General features: G+C 74.6%; 18 protein-coding genes. 7 read left to right on the top strand and 11 right to left on the bottom strand.

The window, feature by feature from the left end; all coding sequences use genetic code 11:
• Nucleotides 1–37: 37 nt before the first annotated feature.
• On the bottom strand, nucleotides 38–1,261 hold the full coding sequence (locus ACWEO5_RS24465) for a serine hydrolase domain-containing protein (RefSeq protein ID WP_452164441.1): 1,224 nt from the start codon (nucleotides 1,259–1,261) through the stop codon (nucleotides 38–40).
• Between the two features lie 32 nt (nucleotides 1,262–1,293).
• On the bottom strand, nucleotides 1,294–1,632 hold the full coding sequence (locus tag ACWEO5_RS24460; protein WP_452164427.1) for a hypothetical protein: 339 nt from the start codon (nucleotides 1,630–1,632) through the stop codon (nucleotides 1,294–1,296).
• A 135-nt stretch (nucleotides 1,633–1,767) separates the two neighbouring features.
• Here ACWEO5_RS24460 and ACWEO5_RS24455 point away from each other — a divergent pair, with 135 nt between their 5' ends.
• The 4 genes from ACWEO5_RS24455 to ACWEO5_RS24440 all read left to right on the top strand — a co-directional run bounded on the left by ACWEO5_RS24455 (nucleotide 1,768) and on the right by ACWEO5_RS24440 (nucleotide 5,804).
• Nucleotides 1,768–2,343: an NUDIX hydrolase gene (locus ACWEO5_RS24455; protein WP_452164426.1), complete on the top strand. Its 576-nt coding sequence runs from the start codon at nucleotides 1,768–1,770 to the stop codon at nucleotides 2,341–2,343.
• A 30-nt stretch (nucleotides 2,344–2,373) separates the two neighbouring features.
• Entirely contained in the window at nucleotides 2,374–3,165 is a 792-nt protein-coding gene (locus ACWEO5_RS24450; protein WP_452164425.1) for a TetR/AcrR family transcriptional regulator, read from the top strand.
• Between the two features lie 165 nt (nucleotides 3,166–3,330).
• Nucleotides 3,331–5,271, top strand: coding sequence for a hypothetical protein (locus ACWEO5_RS24445; protein WP_452164424.1), 1,941 nt, complete (start codon nucleotides 3,331–3,333; stop codon nucleotides 5,269–5,271).
• Nucleotides 5,272–5,369: 98 nt separating this feature from the next.
• Nucleotides 5,370–5,804, top strand: coding sequence for a DUF4259 domain-containing protein (locus ACWEO5_RS24440; protein ID WP_452164423.1), 435 nt, complete (start codon nucleotides 5,370–5,372; stop codon nucleotides 5,802–5,804).
• A 39-nt stretch (nucleotides 5,805–5,843) separates the two neighbouring features.
• On the opposite strand, the gene ACWEO5_RS24435 is transcribed toward ACWEO5_RS24440, so the two are convergent.
• The gene (locus tag ACWEO5_RS24435; protein ID WP_344550609.1) at nucleotides 5,844–6,167 is read right to left on the bottom strand and encodes a hypothetical protein; all 324 of its coding nucleotides are present in this window, start codon (nucleotides 6,165–6,167) and stop codon (nucleotides 5,844–5,846) included.
• 319 nt (nucleotides 6,168–6,486) lie between these two features.
• Here ACWEO5_RS24435 and ACWEO5_RS24430 point away from each other — a divergent pair, with 319 nt between their 5' ends.
• A complete protein-coding gene (locus tag ACWEO5_RS24430; protein WP_452164422.1) occupies nucleotides 6,487–8,751 on the top strand; it encodes a glycosyl hydrolase family 18 protein in 2,265 nt (754 codons plus the stop codon).
• A 9-nt stretch (nucleotides 8,752–8,760) separates the two neighbouring features.
• Here the strand turns inward: ACWEO5_RS24430 and ACWEO5_RS24425 are convergent, their stop codons facing one another.
• The 6 genes from ACWEO5_RS24425 to ACWEO5_RS24400 all read right to left on the bottom strand — a co-directional run bounded on the left by ACWEO5_RS24425 (nucleotide 8,761) and on the right by ACWEO5_RS24400 (nucleotide 13,035).
• Entirely contained in the window at nucleotides 8,761–9,477 is a 717-nt protein-coding gene (locus ACWEO5_RS24425) for a spermidine synthase (RefSeq protein ID WP_452164421.1), read from the bottom strand.
• A 72-nt stretch (nucleotides 9,478–9,549) separates the two neighbouring features.
• Complete coding sequence (locus ACWEO5_RS24420; protein ID WP_452164420.1) at nucleotides 9,550–10,407, bottom strand: amino acid ABC transporter permease; 858 nt, start codon at nucleotides 10,405–10,407, stop codon at nucleotides 9,550–9,552.
• A gap of 13 nt (nucleotides 10,408–10,420) precedes the next feature.
• Entirely contained in the window at nucleotides 10,421–11,065 is a 645-nt protein-coding gene (locus tag ACWEO5_RS24415) for an amino acid ABC transporter permease (RefSeq protein ID WP_452164419.1), read from the bottom strand.
• A gap of 16 nt (nucleotides 11,066–11,081) precedes the next feature.
• Nucleotides 11,082–11,978 (bottom strand): glutamate ABC transporter substrate-binding protein, encoded by an 897-nt coding sequence (locus ACWEO5_RS24410; protein WP_452164418.1) that lies wholly within the window; start codon nucleotides 11,976–11,978, stop codon nucleotides 11,082–11,084.
• Nucleotides 11,979–11,992: 14 nt separating this feature from the next.
• Complete coding sequence (locus ACWEO5_RS24405; RefSeq protein ID WP_452164440.1) at nucleotides 11,993–12,721, bottom strand: amino acid ABC transporter ATP-binding protein; 729 nt, start codon at nucleotides 12,719–12,721, stop codon at nucleotides 11,993–11,995.
• A gap of 65 nt (nucleotides 12,722–12,786) precedes the next feature.
• Complete coding sequence (locus tag ACWEO5_RS24400) at nucleotides 12,787–13,035, bottom strand: LapA family protein (protein WP_344550615.1); 249 nt, start codon at nucleotides 13,033–13,035, stop codon at nucleotides 12,787–12,789.
• Between the two features lie 288 nt (nucleotides 13,036–13,323).
• Between ACWEO5_RS24400 and ACWEO5_RS24395 the strand changes: the two genes are divergently transcribed.
• A complete protein-coding gene (locus ACWEO5_RS24395) occupies nucleotides 13,324–13,938 on the top strand; it encodes a YbhB/YbcL family Raf kinase inhibitor-like protein (RefSeq protein WP_344550616.1) in 615 nt (204 codons plus the stop codon).
• Nucleotides 13,939–13,999: 61 nt separating this feature from the next.
• Here ACWEO5_RS24395 and ACWEO5_RS24390 read toward each other — a convergent pair whose 3' ends face one another.
• Nucleotides 14,000–15,754: an ABC transporter ATP-binding protein gene (locus ACWEO5_RS24390; RefSeq protein ID WP_452164439.1), complete on the bottom strand. Its 1,755-nt coding sequence runs from the start codon at nucleotides 15,752–15,754 to the stop codon at nucleotides 14,000–14,002.
• Between the two features lie 100 nt (nucleotides 15,755–15,854).
• Nucleotides 15,855–17,723 (bottom strand): ABC transporter transmembrane domain-containing protein, encoded by a 1,869-nt coding sequence (locus ACWEO5_RS24385; RefSeq protein ID WP_452164417.1) that lies wholly within the window; start codon nucleotides 17,721–17,723, stop codon nucleotides 15,855–15,857.
• Between the two features lie 344 nt (nucleotides 17,724–18,067).
• Between ACWEO5_RS24385 and ACWEO5_RS24380 the strand changes: the two genes are divergently transcribed.
• Nucleotides 18,068–18,943 (top strand): aldo/keto reductase, encoded by an 876-nt coding sequence (locus ACWEO5_RS24380; RefSeq protein WP_452164416.1) that lies wholly within the window; start codon nucleotides 18,068–18,070, stop codon nucleotides 18,941–18,943.
• The last annotated feature ends 95 nt before the right edge of the window (nucleotides 18,944–19,038 follow it).

Below are 19,038 nucleotides of genomic sequence, written 5' to 3'. Positions count from 1 at the left end.
TCCCGGCCCGGCGCCCCCGGTCCGGCCGCGCGCCGGTTCAGCCGCGCGCCGCCAGGCACTGCCGGACGGCGGCGATCAGCGCCCGGGAGCGGACGTCCCCGGTGACGCCCGGCTGCATGCCGTTGGTGACGTAGCCGAAGCCGATGCCCAGCTCGGGGTCGGCGAAGCCCAGCGAACCGCCCCGGCCCGGGTGGCCGAAGCTCGCCGGGGAGGCCATCGGCGAGGTGCCGCCGTGCCGGAAGAAGCCCTGGCCGAAGGCGGTGTTGACGATCAGCACCCGGTCCGGCCCCTGCACCGAGGGGCCGGCCGCCTCGCCCAGCGCGCCGGGCCCGAACAGCGCGGGCAGCCGCTGCCCGGGCGCCTCGGCCCGGTCTGCGGCGCCGATCAGCGCGGCGTAGAACCGGGCCAGCGAACGGGCGGTGCCGATCCCGCCCGCGCCCGGCACCTCGACGGCCTGCACCGCCGGGTCGTTCAGGTCCACGCTGCTGCGCACCGAGCCGAACGAGCGGGCGGTCAGCGAGCGCGGGTCCCGGTAGGCGTCCAGCACGGACTGCTTGGGGCGCATCCGCATCCCGCCCGGTCCGAGCCGGGCGGCCTCCGGCGCGGGCAGGTCGACCAGCCGGCCGACCCGGCCGGCCGCGGCGGCGGGCAGGCCGATCCACAGGTCCAGGCCGAGCGGGGCGGCGATCTCCTCCGCGAAGTACCGCCCCACGCTGCGCCCGCCGGCCCGCCGGACCACCTCGCCGACCAGCCAGCCGAAGGTCAGCGGGTGGTAGCCGTGCGCGGTGCCGGGCTCCCAGGCGGGGGCCTGGGCGGCGACGGCCGCGGCCGCCGGCTCCCAGGCCAGCACGTCCTCGATCCGCAGCGGCACGTCCAGCGCGGGCAACCCGGCCTGGTGCGAGAGCAGCCAGCGCACCGGGACGCGCTCCTTCCCGGCCCGCGCGAACTCCGGCCAGTACGAGGCCACCGGCGCGTCCAGGTCGAGCAGCCCGCGCTGCGCGAGGTGCAGCGCGGCGGCGGCGGTCAGCCCCTTGGTGACGGAGCGCAGCACCTGCGCCGTCCCCTCCTGCCAGCCGACCGCCGGGTCCGGCCGCGCCCCGACCTCCGGCCGGGCGTCCCCGCCCCACAGGTCGACCACCAGCCGCCCGTCCAGGTACAGCGCGAAGGCCGCGCCCAACTCCCCGTACTGCCGGAAGTTGCCCGCGAAGGCGTCCCGGACCGGCTCGAAGCCGTCCGCCGCGTACCCCTGGATCTGCTGGATCTCCACCCGCCCACCCTAAACACCCCGGGTCGTCACTCCACCGTCCACCCGATGTGTCCGATGCCGGAGGAGTAGATCGCGCAGTGGCCGGAGGACTCCTGGGTCTGGCCCGGCCAGGCGGTCACCGAGTTGCCCGTGACGTCGGGCGCCCAGCCGCAGACGATGTCGGCGTGGAAGGTGATCGGGCCGCCGGTGTTGTTGGTGCAGTCGACGCCTCCGTACAGCGGGTCGTTGTTGTGGATCCAGGTGGTGCAGTCCAGGCCCGAACGGACGGACTTGGCGGCGGGCGCGGGGGCCGCCGCGGCGGGCAGCGCGGTGGCGAGCGCGACCAGGGCGGCAGCGGCGGACAGGGCGATGGCGCGGTTCTTCAACTCGGCTCCTCGGGACGGTTCCTGACGGTTCGTCCGGGTTCATTCCCGGACCTGTCCCTACGTATACCAACTCTTTCGGGTGATACCGCCTCGCCGCCCCGACACCGCGGCGCCCGGCCGCCGCCGCCCGCCACAATGGCCGACATGGAGACCCCCGACCCCACCACGACCCCCGACCCGGCCCCGGCCCCGACCCCAGCGACCGACCTCGACGAGATCCTCGACGTGGTCGACGAACGGGACCGGGTGCTGCGCACCGCGCCCCGCTCCGAGGTCTACCGCGACGGCCTGCTCCACCGCTGCGTCTTCGTCCTGGTCCGCGACCCGCAGGGCCGGATCTTCACCCACCGCCGCACCGACACCAAGGCGTTCGCCCCCGGCGCGTACGACTGCTTCGTCGGCGGCGTGGTCGGCACCGGCGAGGGCTACCCGGAGGCCGCCGTCCGGGAGGCCGAGGAGGAGCTCGGCGTCACCGGCGTCCGCACCCGCCCGCTGTTCCGCTTCCTCTACACCGACGGCGACCGCCACAGCTGGTGGTCCGACGTCCACGAGGCCGAGTGGGACGGCCCGGTGCACCCGCAGGAGTCCGAGGTCGCCTGGCACGACTGGCTCACCGAGGAGCAGCTCGCCGAACGCCTCGACACCTGGGAGTTCGTCCCCGACGGCCGCGAGGCGTACCGCCGCTACCTGGCCCTGCGCAGCACCGACTGATCGGCCCGCGCAGGCCCTAGGGTGGGCCGCATGGCTTCCCGTACGCCGTCCGCGGCCCCCCGCGCGGAGGAACAGCACTCCGCCACCCGTGCGCCCCGCCGCCGGCTGAGCGTCGACGAGCGCCGCGAGCAGCTCATCGCGGTGGCGCTCCAGCTGTTCTCGGACCGCGCGCCCGAGGACGTCTCGATCGACGACATCGCCGCCGCCGCGGGCGCCTCCCGCCCGCTGGTGTACCACTACTTCCCCGGCAAGCAGGCCCTGTACGAGGAGGCCCTGCGCCGGGCCGGGCGAGAACTGGCCGGGCGGTTCGAGGAGTCCGGCGAGGGGCCGCTCTCCGAGCGCCTGCACCGCGTCATGGGCCGCTACCTCGACTTCGTGCAGTCCCACGCGGCGGGCTTCACCGCTCTGCTGCGCGGCGGCCCGGTCGTCGCCAGCCCGGACGCGGGCGCCGTCATCGACCAGGTCCGGCGGGCCGCGCAGAAGCAGATCCTGCGGCACCTCGGCCTCCCCGACCCGAGCCCCGTGCTGCGCCGCACCGTCCGCGCCTGGATCGCCAACGCCGAGATCAGCTCGCTGGACTGGCTCGCCGACAAGCCCGTCCCGGTCGAGACCCTGCAGCTGCACCTCGTCCAGGAACTCGTCGCCGCACTCACCGTCGCCGCCACCCGCGACCCCGAACTCGCGGACCGACTCGGCGAGTTCTTCGCCGCCGAACGGCCCGAGGGCCCCGCCGCCCGACTGGTCCGCGACCTCGCCGGCACCCTCGCCTCCCCCGCCCTGGCCGACTCCCTGCTCCGCCTCGCCACCCCGCCCGCCCGCTGAGCCGCCCGCGCCCCGTCCTCGAACTCCCGGCCGCCGCGGCCCGCTTCCCGCCCCGCCCCGCCCCCGCCGACGACCGCGCGGCCCCCGGACCGGCCGTCCGCCGCCGGTCGGGTCTGATAAAAAGTGGCTGAACTGTCCGCACCCGAGAACGAGGGGGCTCGGCGAATGACGCAGGACGGCTTCGCCGCCGCAGACCGGATCACGGCCACGCTGGACGCGGCGTGCGCCGCACTTCTCGGCAGCCGCGCCACCCACTACCAGGCCGAGGCGCTCACTGCCTTCCGCCGTTCCGAACACCCCGCCGCCAAGGCCCTGTTCGGCCTGCGGATCAGCCAGATCGGTCCCGGTCTGCTCGCCGTGCCGAAGCTCGGCACCGTCGTCGAGGTGGCCGGCCTCCGGCGCCCGAACGCCGCCGCCGGCCGCGAGGCCGTGCCGGTGCTGACGAACCGCTTCGGCGCGTCGGCGCTCGGTCTGACCGACGTGGCGTCAGCGTCCGCGCTGCGCCTGTCCGCCGAGCCGACCGGCGTGGAGGGCGACGACCTGGCCGGGTTCACCTCGGCCCTCGCCGCGCTCGCCGAGCCCCGGGCGACCGTCGCGCCCGACGAGCTGTCGACCGGTTCGGGGGTGGAGGCGCGCCTGGTGGTGCCGCCCGCGTTCCACACCCTGACGGTCCGCGGCTCGGGCAACGCGCTGTCCGCGCACCTGGCGGAGACCGCCGAGGAGGTGTTCTCGGGCGGTTCCCCGGCCGAGCGCAACGACTTCGCGGTGGTGGCGGCGCTGCTCGCCGAGCAGTTCGCGGCGGCGGACGTCGCGTACGCGGGCATCGGCGCGCTGCTGGTGAACGGCCGCCGCGCCCGGGTGTCGCTGGTGGTGTCGACCGTCCAGTGCTCGCAGCCGATCCAGGACCTCGCGGTGGACCTGTCCACCGAGCGCCCGTACGCCGAGGTGTGGACGGTGCTGCTGCCGGCCGGTCCGGCGGCGCTGCTGGTGGAGACCCGGGTCACCCCGGCGCTGAAGGAACTGCGGGACGAGAGCCCGAGCGGCCGGGTGGTGAGCACCGCGGTCGAGGCGTTCCTGCCGATGCCGGACGGGGCCACCGTGCTGACCGTCCAGCTGACCACCTCGGACCCCGCGGACTGGGACGTGTACACCCAGGTGTTCGCGGACCTGCTCTGCACCGTCCAACTCGCCTGGGACGGCGTGTCGGTGGCCCCGGCTCCGGTGCCGGTCGGCCGGGCCCTCCCGGCCCGGTCCGCGACGGTCCCCGCGCAGGCCCCGGCCCCCGCGTCCGCACCGGCTGCCACCGCACCGGCCGCCACCGCCCCGGCCCCGCCGACCGCACCGACCCCGGCCGCCCCGCCGGTACAGGTCCCGGTCGCGGCGCCCGAGCCGCCCGAGAGCCCGTCCGGGACGGCGGTGCGGGTACCGCCCTCCGACTTCAACCCGTTCGCCGCCCCGGCCCCCGGCGACCTACCCGCACAGGCCACCGGCTCCCCGGTGCTGGCCTCCGCGGACGCCTTCGCCGCGCCCGCCCCCGCGCCCGCCCCCGCGCCGACGCCCACCCCTGCGCCGGAGCCGGCCCCGCCGGTCGCCGCAGCGGCACCGCAGGTCGAGGACGAGGAGCCGAAGGGCCGTCTCGTCAAGGTCCCGCCGCCGGACTTCAACCCCTTCGCCCAGACCACCCCGCCCCCGGCCCCCACCCCGGTCGCGGCCGCCGCCCCCGCCGCCGACCCGTTCGCGGGCAGCGACCCGTTCGCCACCCCGGACCCGTTCGCCGCCCCCGACCCGTTCGGCACCCCGGCGCCCGCCCCGGCACCGGCCCCCGCGCCCGCTCCGGTCGCGGCCGCGGAGCCGGAGGAGGCCGACCCGACCAAGGGCCGCCTGGTCAAGGTCCCGCCGCCGGACTTCAACCCCTTCGCACCCCCGGCCCCCAGCGCCGCACCCGCCGCCGCGGCGGAGCCGGAGGAGGCCGACCCGACCAAGGGCCGCCTGGTCAAGGTCCCCCCGGCGGACTTCAACCCCTTCGCCCAGACCACCCCGCCCCCGGCGGCTCCGACCACTCCGGCAGCCCCCCAGACCCCGCCCCCGTCCAGCCCCTTCGGCTAGCCGCCCCGCCCCCGGGCCCCAGCAGGGGCCCGGGGAACGGCGATCCGCTGTCGGTGCCCCCTGCGAAGCTCCTCACCGCACTGAGACGGGAGCGCACCTTGGGCAGCTGGGACACCGGCCCGTTCGACAACGACGACGCCGCCGACTTCGCGGACGCCCTGGACGACGCCGCCCCCGAGCGGCGTGCCACCCTGGTCCGCACCGCCCTGGTCCGCGCCCTGCGCGGGTCGGACGGGCCGGAGCACTCCGTCGGTCTGGCCGCCGTGGCCGCCGCCGCCCTGGTCGCCGCCCAGTGCCCGGGCGGCGAACCGGTCACCGCCGTGTGCGGCCCGCAGCAGCCGCTGCCCCCGCTCACCGCCCTGCGCCCGCTCGCGGCCAGGGCGGTCGTCCGGACCCTCGGCCCCGGTTCCGAGCTGACCGAGGGCTGGTCCAGGTACGCCGCCTACCTGGCCTGGCGGGGCGAGCTGCAGCGCCTGCACGCCGTGCTGCGCGAGCCCGAGCCCCCGTTCCCCGGCCAGGAGCCGCTGTTCTGACCCGTCGGCGGGCCGGCCCACCGACCCGCCGAAAGGCCGTCACCTCACCCCGGCCCGCCGGTCGTCGACCTCCTCCGCCAGGACGGCCATCCGGTAGAGCGCGACGAAGTAGCTCGTGGCGTACGAGTCGGCGGCGACGGCCGGCAGCAGCTCGGCGAGCAGGGCGCGGCGCTGCCGCAGGTGCTCGCGGTGGCGGGCGCCGAGGGGGCCGTCGAGGGTGGCGACGGTGCAGCCGGCGAGGGTGGTGGCCAGGGTGACCAGGGATTCGCCGTCGGGTTCCCGGTCGTACCAGTCCGGGGGGAACCGCAGGGCGCCGAACTCCTCCAGGAGCTGGCCCAGCAGTTCGATCTGATGTTCGAGCATGCCAATGATCATGCCGCACCGCCGGGCGCTTGGGAACGCGTGTCGCACACATCACCCCCACCTCGCCCCCGTGCTCGGAGGCCCGCCCACCGGGCGGTCCGGAACGCGAATTCCCTCCTCAATGCGGAAACTTCCGCGTGGTCCAGACCCATTGCCATTCCATTACCTACTCCCTACCCTCCAATGACACAGGACCTCCGAGCTCCCCGACGGCCGGAAGATCCGCCGCACCTGCACACGCACCCCTCCTCCCCCACAGGCAGTGGAGCCGGTCCGCGCGCCCCGCGCGCGGCCGCGGCTCCCGGACACAGGAGTCCCCATGCGCAGACGTCGGTACCGCCTCCCCCTCCTCGCCGTCGGCAGCCTGCTCGCCCCGCTGCTGGCCGTCTCCCTTCCGGCCCAGAGCGCGCACGCGGCCGAGCCCACCGCGGTCTTCCACAAGGACCAGGACTGGGGCTCGGGTTACGGCGGCGGCTACACCATCAGCAACGCCGGCAGCGCCGCGATCAACGGCTGGACGCTGGAGTTCGACCTCCCCGCGAACAACACCCTCGGCTCGCTGTGGAACGCCACGTACACCGCCGCGGCCTCCCACGTCACCGTGAAGAACCCGGGCTGGCAGCCGCAGATCGCGCCCGGCGCCTCGTACGACTTCGGTTTCAACGTGGCCTATTCGGGCCCATTCGCGGAACCGAAGAACTGCAAGCTGAACGGCAAGCCGTGCGACGGCAGCGGCGGGGACGACCAGGCGCCGTCCGTGCCGACGAACCTCACCGCGACGCAGTCCGGCGCGGGCCGGGCGACGGTGTCCTGGACGGCGTCCACCGACAACGTGAAGGTCGCCGGGTACGACGTGTACGAGGGCGCCACCAAGGTGTCCACGGTGACGGGCGACGGCACGGCGGTGACGCTCACCGGCCTGGCGGACGGCCGGCACGCCTTCACCGTGGTCGCGTTCGACACCTCGGCCAACCGCTCGGCGGCCTCCGCCCCGGTCGGCGTCACCATCGCCCCGCCGCCGCCGGACACCGCGGCCCCAACCGCCCCGGGCACCCCGGTGGGCACCTCGGCGGGCGCGAGCACCCTCGGCCTGGCCTGGGGCCCGTCGACCGACAACGTCGAGGTGACGGCGTACGACGTGTACGACGGCGGGGCGCTGGCCCTGACGGTCGCCGCCCCCACCACCGCGGCGACGGTCTCCGGCCTGTCCCCCGACACCCCGTACACCTTCACCGTGAAGGCCCGGGACGCGGCGGGCAACACCTCCCCGGCGTCCAACCCGGTGACCCTGCGGACCGGCAAGGTCAACCCGCAGACCGGCCTGACCATCGGCTACTTCACCCAGTGGTCGGTGTACGCCCGCGGCTACAGCGTGAAGAAGCTGGACACCTCGGGCAGCGCCGCGAAGCTGGACTACCTGAACTACGCGTTCGCCAACATCCACCCCTCCACCAAGCAGTGCTTCCTCACCAACAAGGCGGCGGGCAACGACTCCGACCCGAACGCGGGTGACGGTGCGGGCGACGCCTGGGCGGACTTCGGGCGCGGCTGGGACGCGGGCACCTCGGTGGCCGGGACGACCGACACCTGGGACCAGAAGCTGGCCGGCAACTTCAACCAGCTCAAGCAGCTCAAGGCCAAGTACCCGAACCTCAAGGTGCAGATCTCGCTGGGCGGTTGGTCCTACAGCAAGTGGTTCTCCGACGCGGCGGCCACCGACGCCTCCCGCAAGGCGCTGGTCTCCTCCTGCATCGACCTGTACATCAAGGGCAACCTGCCGGTGATCGACGGCCGCGGCGGCGCCGGTTCGGCGGCGGGCATCTTCGACGGCATCGACCTGGACTGGGAGTGGCCGAACTCGGAGGGCCACCTCGGCAACGTGATCCGCCCGGCCGACAAGGCCAACTACACCCTGCTGGCCCAGGAGTTCCGCCGCCAGCTGGACGCCCTCGGCGCCACCACCGGCAAGCACTACACGCTCAGCGCCTTCCTGCCCGCCGACCCGGCGAAGATCTCCGCGGGCATCGACATCCCGGGCCTGTTCGGGGCGTTCGACTTCGCCACCGTCCAGGGCTACGACTACCACGGCGCCTGGGAGACGACCACCAACCAGCAGTCCGCGCTGAAGGTCGCCGCCGGCGACCCGTCCGCCCCGGACCGGCGGTTCAGCTCGGAGATCGCCGTCAACGCGTACGTCAACGGCGGCGCCCCGAAGTCCAAGCTGACCCTTGGCGTCCCGTTCTACGGCCGCGGCTGGACGGGCGTGCCGCGCGGCACCACCAACGGCCTGTTCCAGACCGCGACCGGCCCCGCGCCGGGCAGCTACGAGAACGGCTTCGAGGACTACTACAAGCTCAAGGAGAAGCTGGCCGGCGGCGGCTACACCCTCTACCGGGACCCGGTGGCCGGCCACGCGTACCTCTACAACGGCACCGTGCTCTACACCTACGACGACCCGACCGAGATCACCCGGAAGGCCGGCTGGATCAAGGAGCAGGGCCTCGCCGGAGCGATGATCTGGTCCTTCGACGGGGACACCGCCAACGGCGAGTTGATGACAGCGCTCGCCAACGGCCTGAAGTGACGGGGTAGTTCAGGCGCGGCGTGCCAGGTGGACGACATCCGGCACGCCGCGCTCGACCGGGATCTCCTCGGTCCGGACACCGGTGAACCCGGCCTCCCGCAGCGCCAGTTCGAAGGCGGTGGACGGCTGCGCCCCCCACACCGCCAGCACGCCACCGGAGTTGAGCCGGGCGGCGGCGCTCGCCAGCCCGGCCGGGCCGTACAGCCGGTCGTTCTCGGCGCCGACCGTCCAGTCCGGCCCGTTGTCGATGTCGAGGCAGAGCGCGTCGTAGCGCTCCCCCGCCCCCGCCAGGTACGCCACCAGGTCGGCGTGCAGCACCTCCACCCGGGGGTCGTCCAGCGCCCCGGCGGAGAACGCGCCCAGCGGGCCGGTGCGGTGCCAGTCGATGATCGCCGCCTCCCGCTCGACCACCGCGATCCGCGACCAGCGCGGCTCGGCGGCGGCGTGCGCCAGCGAGAAGCCGACGCCCAGCCCGCCGATCAGCACGCTGGGCCGCGCCACCGCCGCGAGCCCGTCCAGCGCGGCCGCCACCAGCAGCCGCTCGGAGCGGCCGTCGACGGTGTCCATCAGGAAGCAGCCGTTCACGATCACCTCGCAGTGCCCGCCGCGCCGCCGCAGCACCACCTCGCCGCCCGCGCTCTCCCGCCGGTCGAGCACCTCGGGCTCGGCCGGATCCCGGCGACTGGGCAGCACGGCCCCTGCGGACTCCACGGGCGGCACGGACATGCGGCGACTCCTCGGGGACCGGCATCGATCGTCGACCCACTGACCCTAACCGACCCGCCCCGTCACCGTCCGCTACCCCTGCGGATCGGGCGTCAGCCCCGCCGGGGCGACCGGCGCGCCGCCCTTCGCCTTCGGGCTGCGCCGCCCGCGCCGCTCCAGCCACTTGGCGAACCAGGAGAGCAGCAGGCACATGCCGATGTAGACCGGGGCGATCACCATCACCACCGGGATGAACGGCAGGTCGTAGTCGAGGTTGGTGGCGATCAGCTTCCCGGCGTGCAGGAACTCCTCGTAGGTGATCAGGAACCCGAGCGAGGTGTCCTTGAGCGCCACCACCAGCTGGCTGACGATGGTCGGCAGCATCGCCCGGTTCGCCTGCGGCACCAGCACGTACGCCATCACCTGGGTCTTGCGCAGCCCCAGCGCGTACGCCGCCTCCCGCTGCCCCTTGGGCACCGCCAGCACCCCGGCCCGGAACACCTCGGCCAGCACCGAGCCGTTGTACAGCGTCAGCCCGGCCACCAGCGCCCACATCGGCGGGGCCTTGAGGGCGACGAAGATGAAGAAGATCATCACCAGCAGCGGCATCGCCCGGAAGAACTCCACCACCACGGTGGACGCCCAGCGCACCGCCCGGTGGTCGGAGAGCCGCCCGGCGGCGAACAGCGCGCCGAAGGGCAGCGCGAACAGCGCCGTCCAGCCGAACGCCTTCAGGGTGTTGCCCAGGCCGCGCAGCAGCAGCTCCTGGACGCCCTTGTACTCGAAGGGCATCCACTTCTGGTACGTGAACTGCTGGGTGTGGAACAGCATGTAGACCACCCAGCCGAGCACGGCGGCGATCACCAGCAGCGCCAGCCACCCGTACAGCCGGTGCCGGGCCAGCGCCTTCGGGCCCGGCACGTCGTACAGCGCGGAGGACTCCACCGTCATCGGAACACCTCCGTCATCGGGACACCGCCACCCGTCGCTCCAGCACGTTGAACAGGGCGCTGATCGCCAGCGTCAGGATCAGGTAGCCGAGCGCGATCCAGACGAAGGTCCAGACGATGCCGTAGCCCAGCTCGTTGATGGTCCGGTAGCTGCCGAGCAGTTCGACCACGCTGAACGACCCGGCGATCGCGGTGTTCTTCGCCAGCGCGATCATCACGCTGCCCAGCGGGGCGACCACCGCCCGGTACGCCTGCGGCAGGACCACCAGGCCCAGCGTCTGGGTGAACGTCAGGCCCAGGCTGCGGGCCGCCTCGCCCTGCCCGGCGGGCACCGTGTTCACCCCGGAGCGCAGCGTCTCGCAGACGAACGCCGAGGTGTAGCAGCCCAGTGCCAGCACCGCGAAGGTGAAGAACGGCAGCGTGATGTCGAACCGGGGCAGCCCCAGTACCACGATGAAGAACAGCAGCGTCAGCGGCGTGTTGCGCAGCACCGTCACCCACCCGGTGCCGAACACCCGCAGCGGCTTCACCGGCGACACCCGGAACCCCGCCACCAGCGCCCCGAGCACCAGCGCCAGTACCGCGCTGACCAGGGTCAGCCACAGCGTGCCGAGGAACCCGTGCCAGTACGTGGACCAGTTGTCGGTCAGGACGTCCACCCCGTCCTCCTCCTTCCTACTGGTAGCGGTCGATCGCCGGCGGCTCGGGCGCGGGCACCCCGGACAGGCCGAGGGTCGCCTCGTACGCCTGCTTCCAGTTGCCGTTCTCCTCGTGCCGCTGCAGCGCGTCGTCCAGCGCCAGCCGCAGCACGGTGTCGCTCCTCGGCGCTCCGATGCCGTACGGCTCCTGGGAGAACGGCTTCCCCGCGATCCTCAGTTCGTCCGGCACCTTTGCCGCATAGCCCTGCAGGATCGCGTTGTCGGTGGTCACCGCGTCGACCTGACCGGTGATCAGGTTGTCCACGCAGGCCGAGTAGGTGTCGTAACCGATCAGCTTGGCCTGCGGGTAGTCCTGCTGGATCCGCTGGTACGGGGTCGACCCGGCGGCCGAGCAGACCTTCCGCCCGGCCAGGTCCTGCGGACCGTTGATCTTCGTCTCGTCCTTGCGGACCAGCAGGCCCTGCCCGGCGATGAAGTACGGCCCGGCGAAGCCGACCAGCTTCTTGCGGTTGTCGTTGATGGTGTAGGTGCCCACGTAGAAGTCGACCTGCCCGTTCTGCAGCGCCGTCTCGCGGTTGGCGGAGGCGATGGTGCGGAACTCGATCTGCCCGGGTCCGAAGCCCAGGTCGGCGCTGACCATCTTGGCGATCTCGATGTCGAAGCCGGAGTACTCGCCGGTGGCCGGGTTCTTCTGCCCCAGGTACGGCTGGTCCTCCTTGACGCCGACCACCAGGTGACCGCGCGAGCGGGCCGCGTCCAGGGTCGGCGAGCCGGTGACGGGGTCGCCGGTGCGCACCTGGTAGCTCGGCAGCGCGCCCGCCTGCGGGCCCTTCGGCGGCGGGGTGCCCTCCTTGCCGCAAGCCGCCGCCGCCCCGAGCAGCAGCACGAGCACCAGTGCCCCGACGCGTCCCATCGTCCCCGGCCCCATCAGTGCTTCAGGATCTTGGAGAGGAAGTCCCGGGCGCGCTCGCTGCGCGGGTCCGCGAAGAACTCCTCGGGGACGCGGTCCTCGACGATCCGCCCGTCGGCCATGAACACCACGCGGTTGGCGGCCGACCGGGCGAAGCCCATCTCGTGGGTGACCACCACCATGGTCATCCCCTCGGCGGCCAGCGCGCGCATGACCTCCAGCACCTCGTTGATCATCTCGGGGTCGAGCGCCGAGGTCGGCTCGTCGAACAGCAGCGCCTTCGGGTCCATCGCCAGCGCCCGGGCGATCGCCACCCGCTGCTGCTGGCCGCCGGACAGTTGCGCCGGGTACTTGTCCGCGTGCGCCGCCAGCCCGACCCGCTCCAGCAGGCGGCGGCCCTTGGCCTCGGCCTCGGCCTTCCCCCGCTTGCGCACCTTGACCTGCGCGAGCGTCACGTTCTGCAGCACGGTCTTGTGCGCGAACAGGTTGAAGGACTGGAACACCATCCCCACCTCGGCGCGCAGCTTCGCCAGCCCCTTGCCCTCGGCGGGCAGCGGCTGCCCCTCGATCAGGATGGTGCCGCTCTCCACCGTCTCCAGCCGGTTGATCGCCCGGCACAGCGTGGACTTGCCCGATCCGGACGGGCCGATCACCACCACGACCTCGCCCCGGCCCACCGTCAGGTCGATGTCCTGCAGCACGTGCAACTGGCCGAAGTGCTTGTTCACCCTGCGCAGTTCGATCAGCGGCTCCCCGGCCCCGCCGGCCGGCCCCGCCCCCGCGCTCTCCCCCCTGTGCTCCCCCGGCGCCGTCACCTGCTGCGCCGTCCCTTCAGCAGCCAGCCCAGCGCCGTCCCGGCGAGCAGCGTCGCCAGCAGCGCGATCCAGAGCGGGCAGGTGACGGTGAACACCCAGAACTGGATCTTCACCTTCTCCAGGTTGGCGAACAGGAACCAGACCGCCAGCACCACGATGACGCCGATCCCGATGTACCGGGTCGGGATCCCCGCGATCTCGTTGCGCTGGGTACCTGACGGAGAACCACCTGATGTCTTGGTCACCCCCGCAGTCTGCGCCCGGCCCCGACCCGCCGGCCGCCGCGCCACCCCGCCGTCGCCGCCCATTCACCCGTCCGCGTCACGAGCCGCCGCCCGGGCCGACGCACGGGCCGACGCGCGGGCCGGACGGACCGCACGGGCCGCACGGGCCGCGCCGAGAGCGGCCCCGCCGTCACCGGCCGGAAGCAGCCCCTGCCCCACCCGCCCCCTTGACCCCCTCCCGGAACACCGATTGGCTGGCACCGCCGTCACCGTGACGGACAGTCAACTCACTTCCCCGGGGGGGACCAATTGACCACCTACCGCCGACCCGGACGCCGCGCGGCCGCCCTCGCCGCCGCCCTGGCCGTCAGCTGCACGCTCGTCGCCGCCGCGGCCCCGACCGCCACCGCGGGTGCCGCCCGCCTCACCCCCTTCACCCTCACCAGCCCGGACTTTCACGACGGCGGCAAACTGCCGCAGTGGACCGAGTTCGGCGGACCGGGCGCCGAGGGCGCCCCCTGCCAGGGCAAGAACCTCGCCCCCCGGCTGGACTGGCGCAACGCCCCCGCCGGGACGCTCGGCTACGCCCTGCTGGTGAACGATCCGGACGCCCCGCTGGCCGGCGGCTGGCACCACTGGGTGCTCTACGACATCCCCGGCGACGCCCGCCGGATCGACGGCCACGGCAAGCTCCAGTACACCCAGGGCGCCAACAGCTTCGACACCAACGGCATGCCGGTGGTCGGCTGGGGCGGCCCCTGCCCGCCCGCCACCGGCCAGCCCCACCACTACGTCTTCACCCTCTACGCGCTCTCCACCCCCACCCTCCCGTCCGCCGGGCTGACCTACGAAGAGGTCACCACCGCCATCCAGCCCCACGTCCTCGGCGCCACCAGCATCGTCGGCACCTTCAAGCTGCCCTGATCCGACCCGCCCGGCGCCGCCGGTAGCCGGCCGGGGGCGCCACCCGCGCGCCCCCGGCCGGCTACCGCTCGTCCCGCCAGGAGCGCCAGAGCGCCGCGTAGGGCCCGCCGGACGCCACCAGCTCCGGGTGCGACCCGTACTCGGTGATCCGGCCCTGCTCGACCACCGCGATCACGTCGGCGTCGTGCGCGGTGTGCAGCCGGTGGGCGATCGCCACCACCGTGCGGCCGGCCAGCACCCGGGACAGCGAGCGCTCCAGGTGCCGGGCCGCCCGCGGGTCGAGCAGCGAGGTGGCCTCGTCCAGCACCAGGGTGTGCGGGTCGGCCAGCACCAGCCGGGCCAGCGCGAGTTGCTGGGCCTGGGCGGGCGTCAGCGCGGTGCCGCCGGAGCCGACCTCGGTGTCCAGCCCGTCGGGCAGCGCGTCCACCCACTCCGTGGCGTCGACCGCGGCGAGCGCGGTCCGCAGCTCGGTGTCGTCGGCGTCCGCCCGGGCCAGGTGCAGGTTGTCCCGCAGGGTGCCGACGAACACGTGGTGCTCCTGGTTGACCAGCGCGACCTCGGTGCGCACCCGCTCGGCGGGCATCCGCGACAGCTGCGCCCCGCCGAGCGTGACCCGGCCGCGGCCCGGCGCGTAGATGCCCGCGAGCAGCCGGCCCAGCGTCGACTTGCCCGCCCCCGACGGCCCGACCAGGGCGACCCGGCTGCCCGGTTCGACGTCCAGCGTGATGTCGCGCAGCACGTCCGTCCCCTCGCGGTAGCCGAAGCTGACCTGCCGGGCCTCGACCCGGCGGCCGTCCGGGCGCAGCGCCTCGTCGGTCTCCGGGTCGGCGACCTCGCGGACGCCGACCAGCCGGGCCAGCGAGGTCTGCCCGATCTGCAGTTCGTCGTACCAGCGCAGCAGCCGGGAGACCGGGTGCACCAGGGCCTGGGCGTACAGCACGCCGGTGGTCAGCCGGCCCGGGCTGATCAGGCCGTGCAGGGCGAACAGGCCGCCCAGCACCAGGGTGCCGAGCACGGCCAGCGCGTAGGTGCCGTCCACGGTGGGGAACCAGACGCTGCGCAGCCAGAGGGTGTAGCGCTCCCATTCGATCCAGCTCTCGATCTTCCGGTCCGTCTGTTCGACCCGGCGGTCGCCGAGCCGCAGCGCCTCGACCGTCCGCCCCGCGTCGACCGTCTCGGCGAGCACGGTGTTGACCGCCGCGTACCCGGCCGACTCGTTGCGGTAGGACTGCGGGGCCCGCCGGAAGTACCAACGGGAGGTGAGGAGGAGCAGGGGCAGGCCGAGCAGGGCGGTGGCGGCCAGCAGCGGGGAGGTGACCAGCAGGGCGCCGAGCACCAGGGCCACCGAGACCAGGGCGACCACCAGTTCGGGGACCGCGTCGCGCACCGAGCGGGCCAGCCGGTCGATGTCGGTGGTGCCCCGGGAGACCAGGTCGCCGGTGCCGGCCCGCTCCAGCACGCCGAGCGGCAGCGCCACCGAGCGGACCAGGAAGTCCTCCCGCAGGTCGGCCAGCACCTCCTCGCCGAGCACGCTGCCGCGCAGCAGCGACAGCCCGGTGAACGCCGACTGGACCACCAGCGCGGCCAGGTACCACCCGATCGCGGCGGTGACCCGCCCGCCGCCGCCGGTGGCCAGTGACTCCACCAGCGAGCCGAGCACCGCGGGCCCGACCAGCCCCGCCACCGTCGCCGTCCCGTGCAGGGCCACCACCCCCGCCAGGCCGCCGCGGTGCCGCCGCAGCAGCATCCGCCCGTACGCCCGCACCGCGGCGGCGGAGCCGACCGGCAGGGTGGTGACCGGCCCCTGCTCGTGCATCTTCGGGGGCTTCACGGCGTGCTCCTTCGGTTCCGGTGGACGTGCGGACGCCTGCTGGTGCGGTCGGGCCGCCGGCTCGTGCGCCGGTGCGGCGGCCCGGTCACGGCGCGCCCCCGGCCGCTCCGGGCCCGGCGGGAGCCGCGGCGGCCCCGGCCGGTTCCGCCTGATCCGCTGGTTCCGGCGCCCCGGCCGGGTTCTCCTCCCGGGTGACGACGGCCCGGTAGCGCGGCTCGCCGGCCATCAGCTCGCGGTGGGTGCCGGTGGCGGCGACCCGGCCGTGCTGGAGCAGCAGGACGGTGTCCGCCCGGTCGAGCAGCAGCGGGCTGGTGGCGAAGACCACCGTGGTGCGCCCGGAGCGCAGTTCGCGCAGGCCGGCGGCGATCCGGGACTCGGTGTGGGCGTCGACCGCGCTGGTCGGTTCGTCCAGTACCAGCACCGGCGGGTCGGCCACCAGCGAGCGGGCCAGGGCGAGGCGCTGGCGCTGGCCGCCGGAGAGCGAGCGGCCGCGTTCGGTGATCCGGGCCGCCATCGGGTCCCCCGCGCACTCGGGAGAGCCGTCGACGAGCGCCTCCAGCGCGTCCTGCGCGCGGGCGGCGGCCAGCGCCTCGGCGGGTTCGACCCGGCCGGAGCGGGGGACGTCGAACAGCTCGGCCAGGGTGCCGGAGAGCAGCACCGGATCCTTGTCGTGGACCAGCACCGCGGCCCGGGCGGCGGCCAGCGGCAGGCCGTCCAGTTCGACGCCGCCGAGCCGGACCGAGGGGTCGGCCCGCCGCCCCTCGGCGAGCACCGGCCGCCCGCCGAGCCGGGCCGCCAGCTCGCCCGCCGCGTCCGGGTCGCCGCAGACCACGGCGGTCAGCCGACCGGCCCGGGCGGTCAGCCCGCTGACCGGGTCGTGCAGGTCGGAGCGGTCGGCCCGGCGCAGCAGCTCCGCCCCGGCCTCCCGGGCCGGCTCCGCGCCGCCCGCCGGTTCGCCGTCCCTGGTCAGCGAGAGGACCCGCACGGCGCGCCCGGCGGAGACCCGGGCGACGCTCCAGGCGTGCGCGGCCTCGCCGATGACCCGCAGCGGGGCGGCGAGGAAGGCGGTGGCGCCGTAGACGGCGATCAGCTCGCCGACGCCGATCGACCCGTCGAGGGCGAGCCGGGCGCCGTACCAGGTGACGCCGACCACGAACAGGCCGGGCAGCAGCACCTCCTGGGCCTGCATCACCGCCCAGGTGCGGGCGGCCCGGACGGCGGCGGCGCGGACCCGCTGGGAGGCGGCCCGGTACCGGTTCAGGAACAGCTCCTCGCCGCCGATGCCGCGCAGCACCCGCAGCCCGGCCACCGTGTCGGCGGCCAGTTCGGACGCCTTGCCGCCGAGCGCCCGCTGTTCGTCGTAGCGCCGCTCGAACGGCCCGAGCAGCGGCCACACCGCGGCGGCCAGCACCGGCACCCCGAGCAGCACGGCCAGGCCGAGGCCGGGCTGGCGCCAGAGCACCACGGTGCTGACGCCGAGCCAGGCCAGCACCGCGCCGTACAGCCGGGCGGTGAGCTCGACGTACCAGCCGATCTTCTCGACGTCGCCGCTGGAGACGGCGACGATCTCGCCGGTGGCGATCCGCCGGCTCAACCCGCCGCCGAGCGCGGAGGCCTGACGGGCCACCAGCTGGCGGATCTGGGAGGCGGCCTGGATCCAGTTCCACACTACCTGGCGGTGCAGCAGCACCGTCATCGCGGTCTGCACGGCGGACAGCAGCAGGGCGAGCAGCCCGGCCGCCAGCAGGGCGCGGGTGTCGTGGTCGACGACGGCCTGCACGCCGCGGCCGATCGCGACGGGCAGCGCGGCCAGCGAGCCGAGCTCCAGCGTGCTCCAGAGCGTGGCGAGCAGCCGGCCGCGGCGCTGGGCGCGGCCGAGCCAGCGCAGGAAGCCGCGCGGGGAGCTGAGGTCGGGACTGCCGGGGTCGGGCAGCGGCAGGGGGACGAGCGGCATGGTCGCTCCGTTGCGGGGTGGGACGGGGCAGGGCGGGACGGACGGGCCCGGACGGCCCGGCGGGCGGGGCACCGGCGCGGGCGGGCGCGTCGGCCGGGCCCGGTGGGGCCCGGCGCGTCGGGGGTGCGCGGCGGAGCGGGTGGTCGGCTCGTCACATGCGGCGAGCCTGGCCTCCGCCGTGTGACGCACGCAACGGGTTTTCCGGCGGACCGGCCCGATCCGGCCGCCGTCCCGTCCCGTTTTCATCCGTTCCGGGGAACTCCCGGTGCGCGGGAATAAGCCGGTGTTCACCGCCGTTGCCAGCGCTCCGGAAGCAGAAGCACAACCGAAGGGCACCCCTTCCAGTGAGCAGCACTCCCGCAGTACCCCCGATCCCCTCGATCGCGCTGAACAACGGCGTGCGGATCCCGCAGCTCGGCTTCGGCGTCTGGCAGGTGCCGGACGCGGAGGCCGTCCCCGCCGTGCGCACCGCCCTGGAGGCCGGGTACCGCTCGGTCGACACCGCCGAGATCTACGAGAACGAGACGGGCACCGGCCGGGCGATCGCCGAGTCCGGCGTGCCCCGCGACGAGCTGTTCGTGACCACCAAGCTGTGGAACTCGGGCACCGTCGACTGGTCCGGCGAGCAGGGCCGCGACCGGGTGCTGCGCACCTTCGACGAGTCGCTCGGCCGCCTCGGCCTGGACGTGCTGGACCTGTACCTGATCCACTGGCCGCGCCCGATGCACGGCAACGCCTTCGTGAACGTCTGGCGCGCCTTCGAGCAGCTGCACGCCGAGGGCCGGGTGCGCGCGATCGGCGTCTCCAACTTCCGCGTGCCGGACCTGGAGCTGCTGTTGAAGGAGGCCGAGGTGAAGCCGGTCCTCAACCAGATCGAGCTGCACCCGTACTTCCCGCAGGAGGAGCTGCGCGCCCTGCACGCCGAGCACGGCATCGCCACCGAGGCGTGGAGCCCGCTGGGCCAGGGCAAGGACCTGCTGGCCGAGCCCGCCCTGCTGGCCGTCGCCGCCAAGCACGGCCGCACGGCGGCCCAGGTGGTGCTGCGCTGGCACCTGCAGTCCGGCGTGATCGCCATCCCGAAGTCGGTCACCCCCGCCCGGATCCGGGAGAACCTGGACGTCACCGGCTTCGAGCTGGACGCCGAGGACCTGGCGGCCGTCGCGGGCCTCGCCACCGGGCAGCGGATCGGTCCCGACCCGGCCGGCTTCGACTGGAACTGACGCCCCGTCCGCTGACCTCCCGTCAGCGGCGGGCCCTGCCAACGGCAGTGAGCCCGGGGGAACGGAAGGGGCCGGCACCCGAGCGGGTGCCGGCC

The sequence above is a fragment of the Kitasatospora sp. NPDC004272 genome (assembly GCF_053603035.1).
The sequence above is the reverse complement of the archived record's forward strand: the minus strand, read 5'-3'. Positions and strand labels throughout refer to the sequence as shown.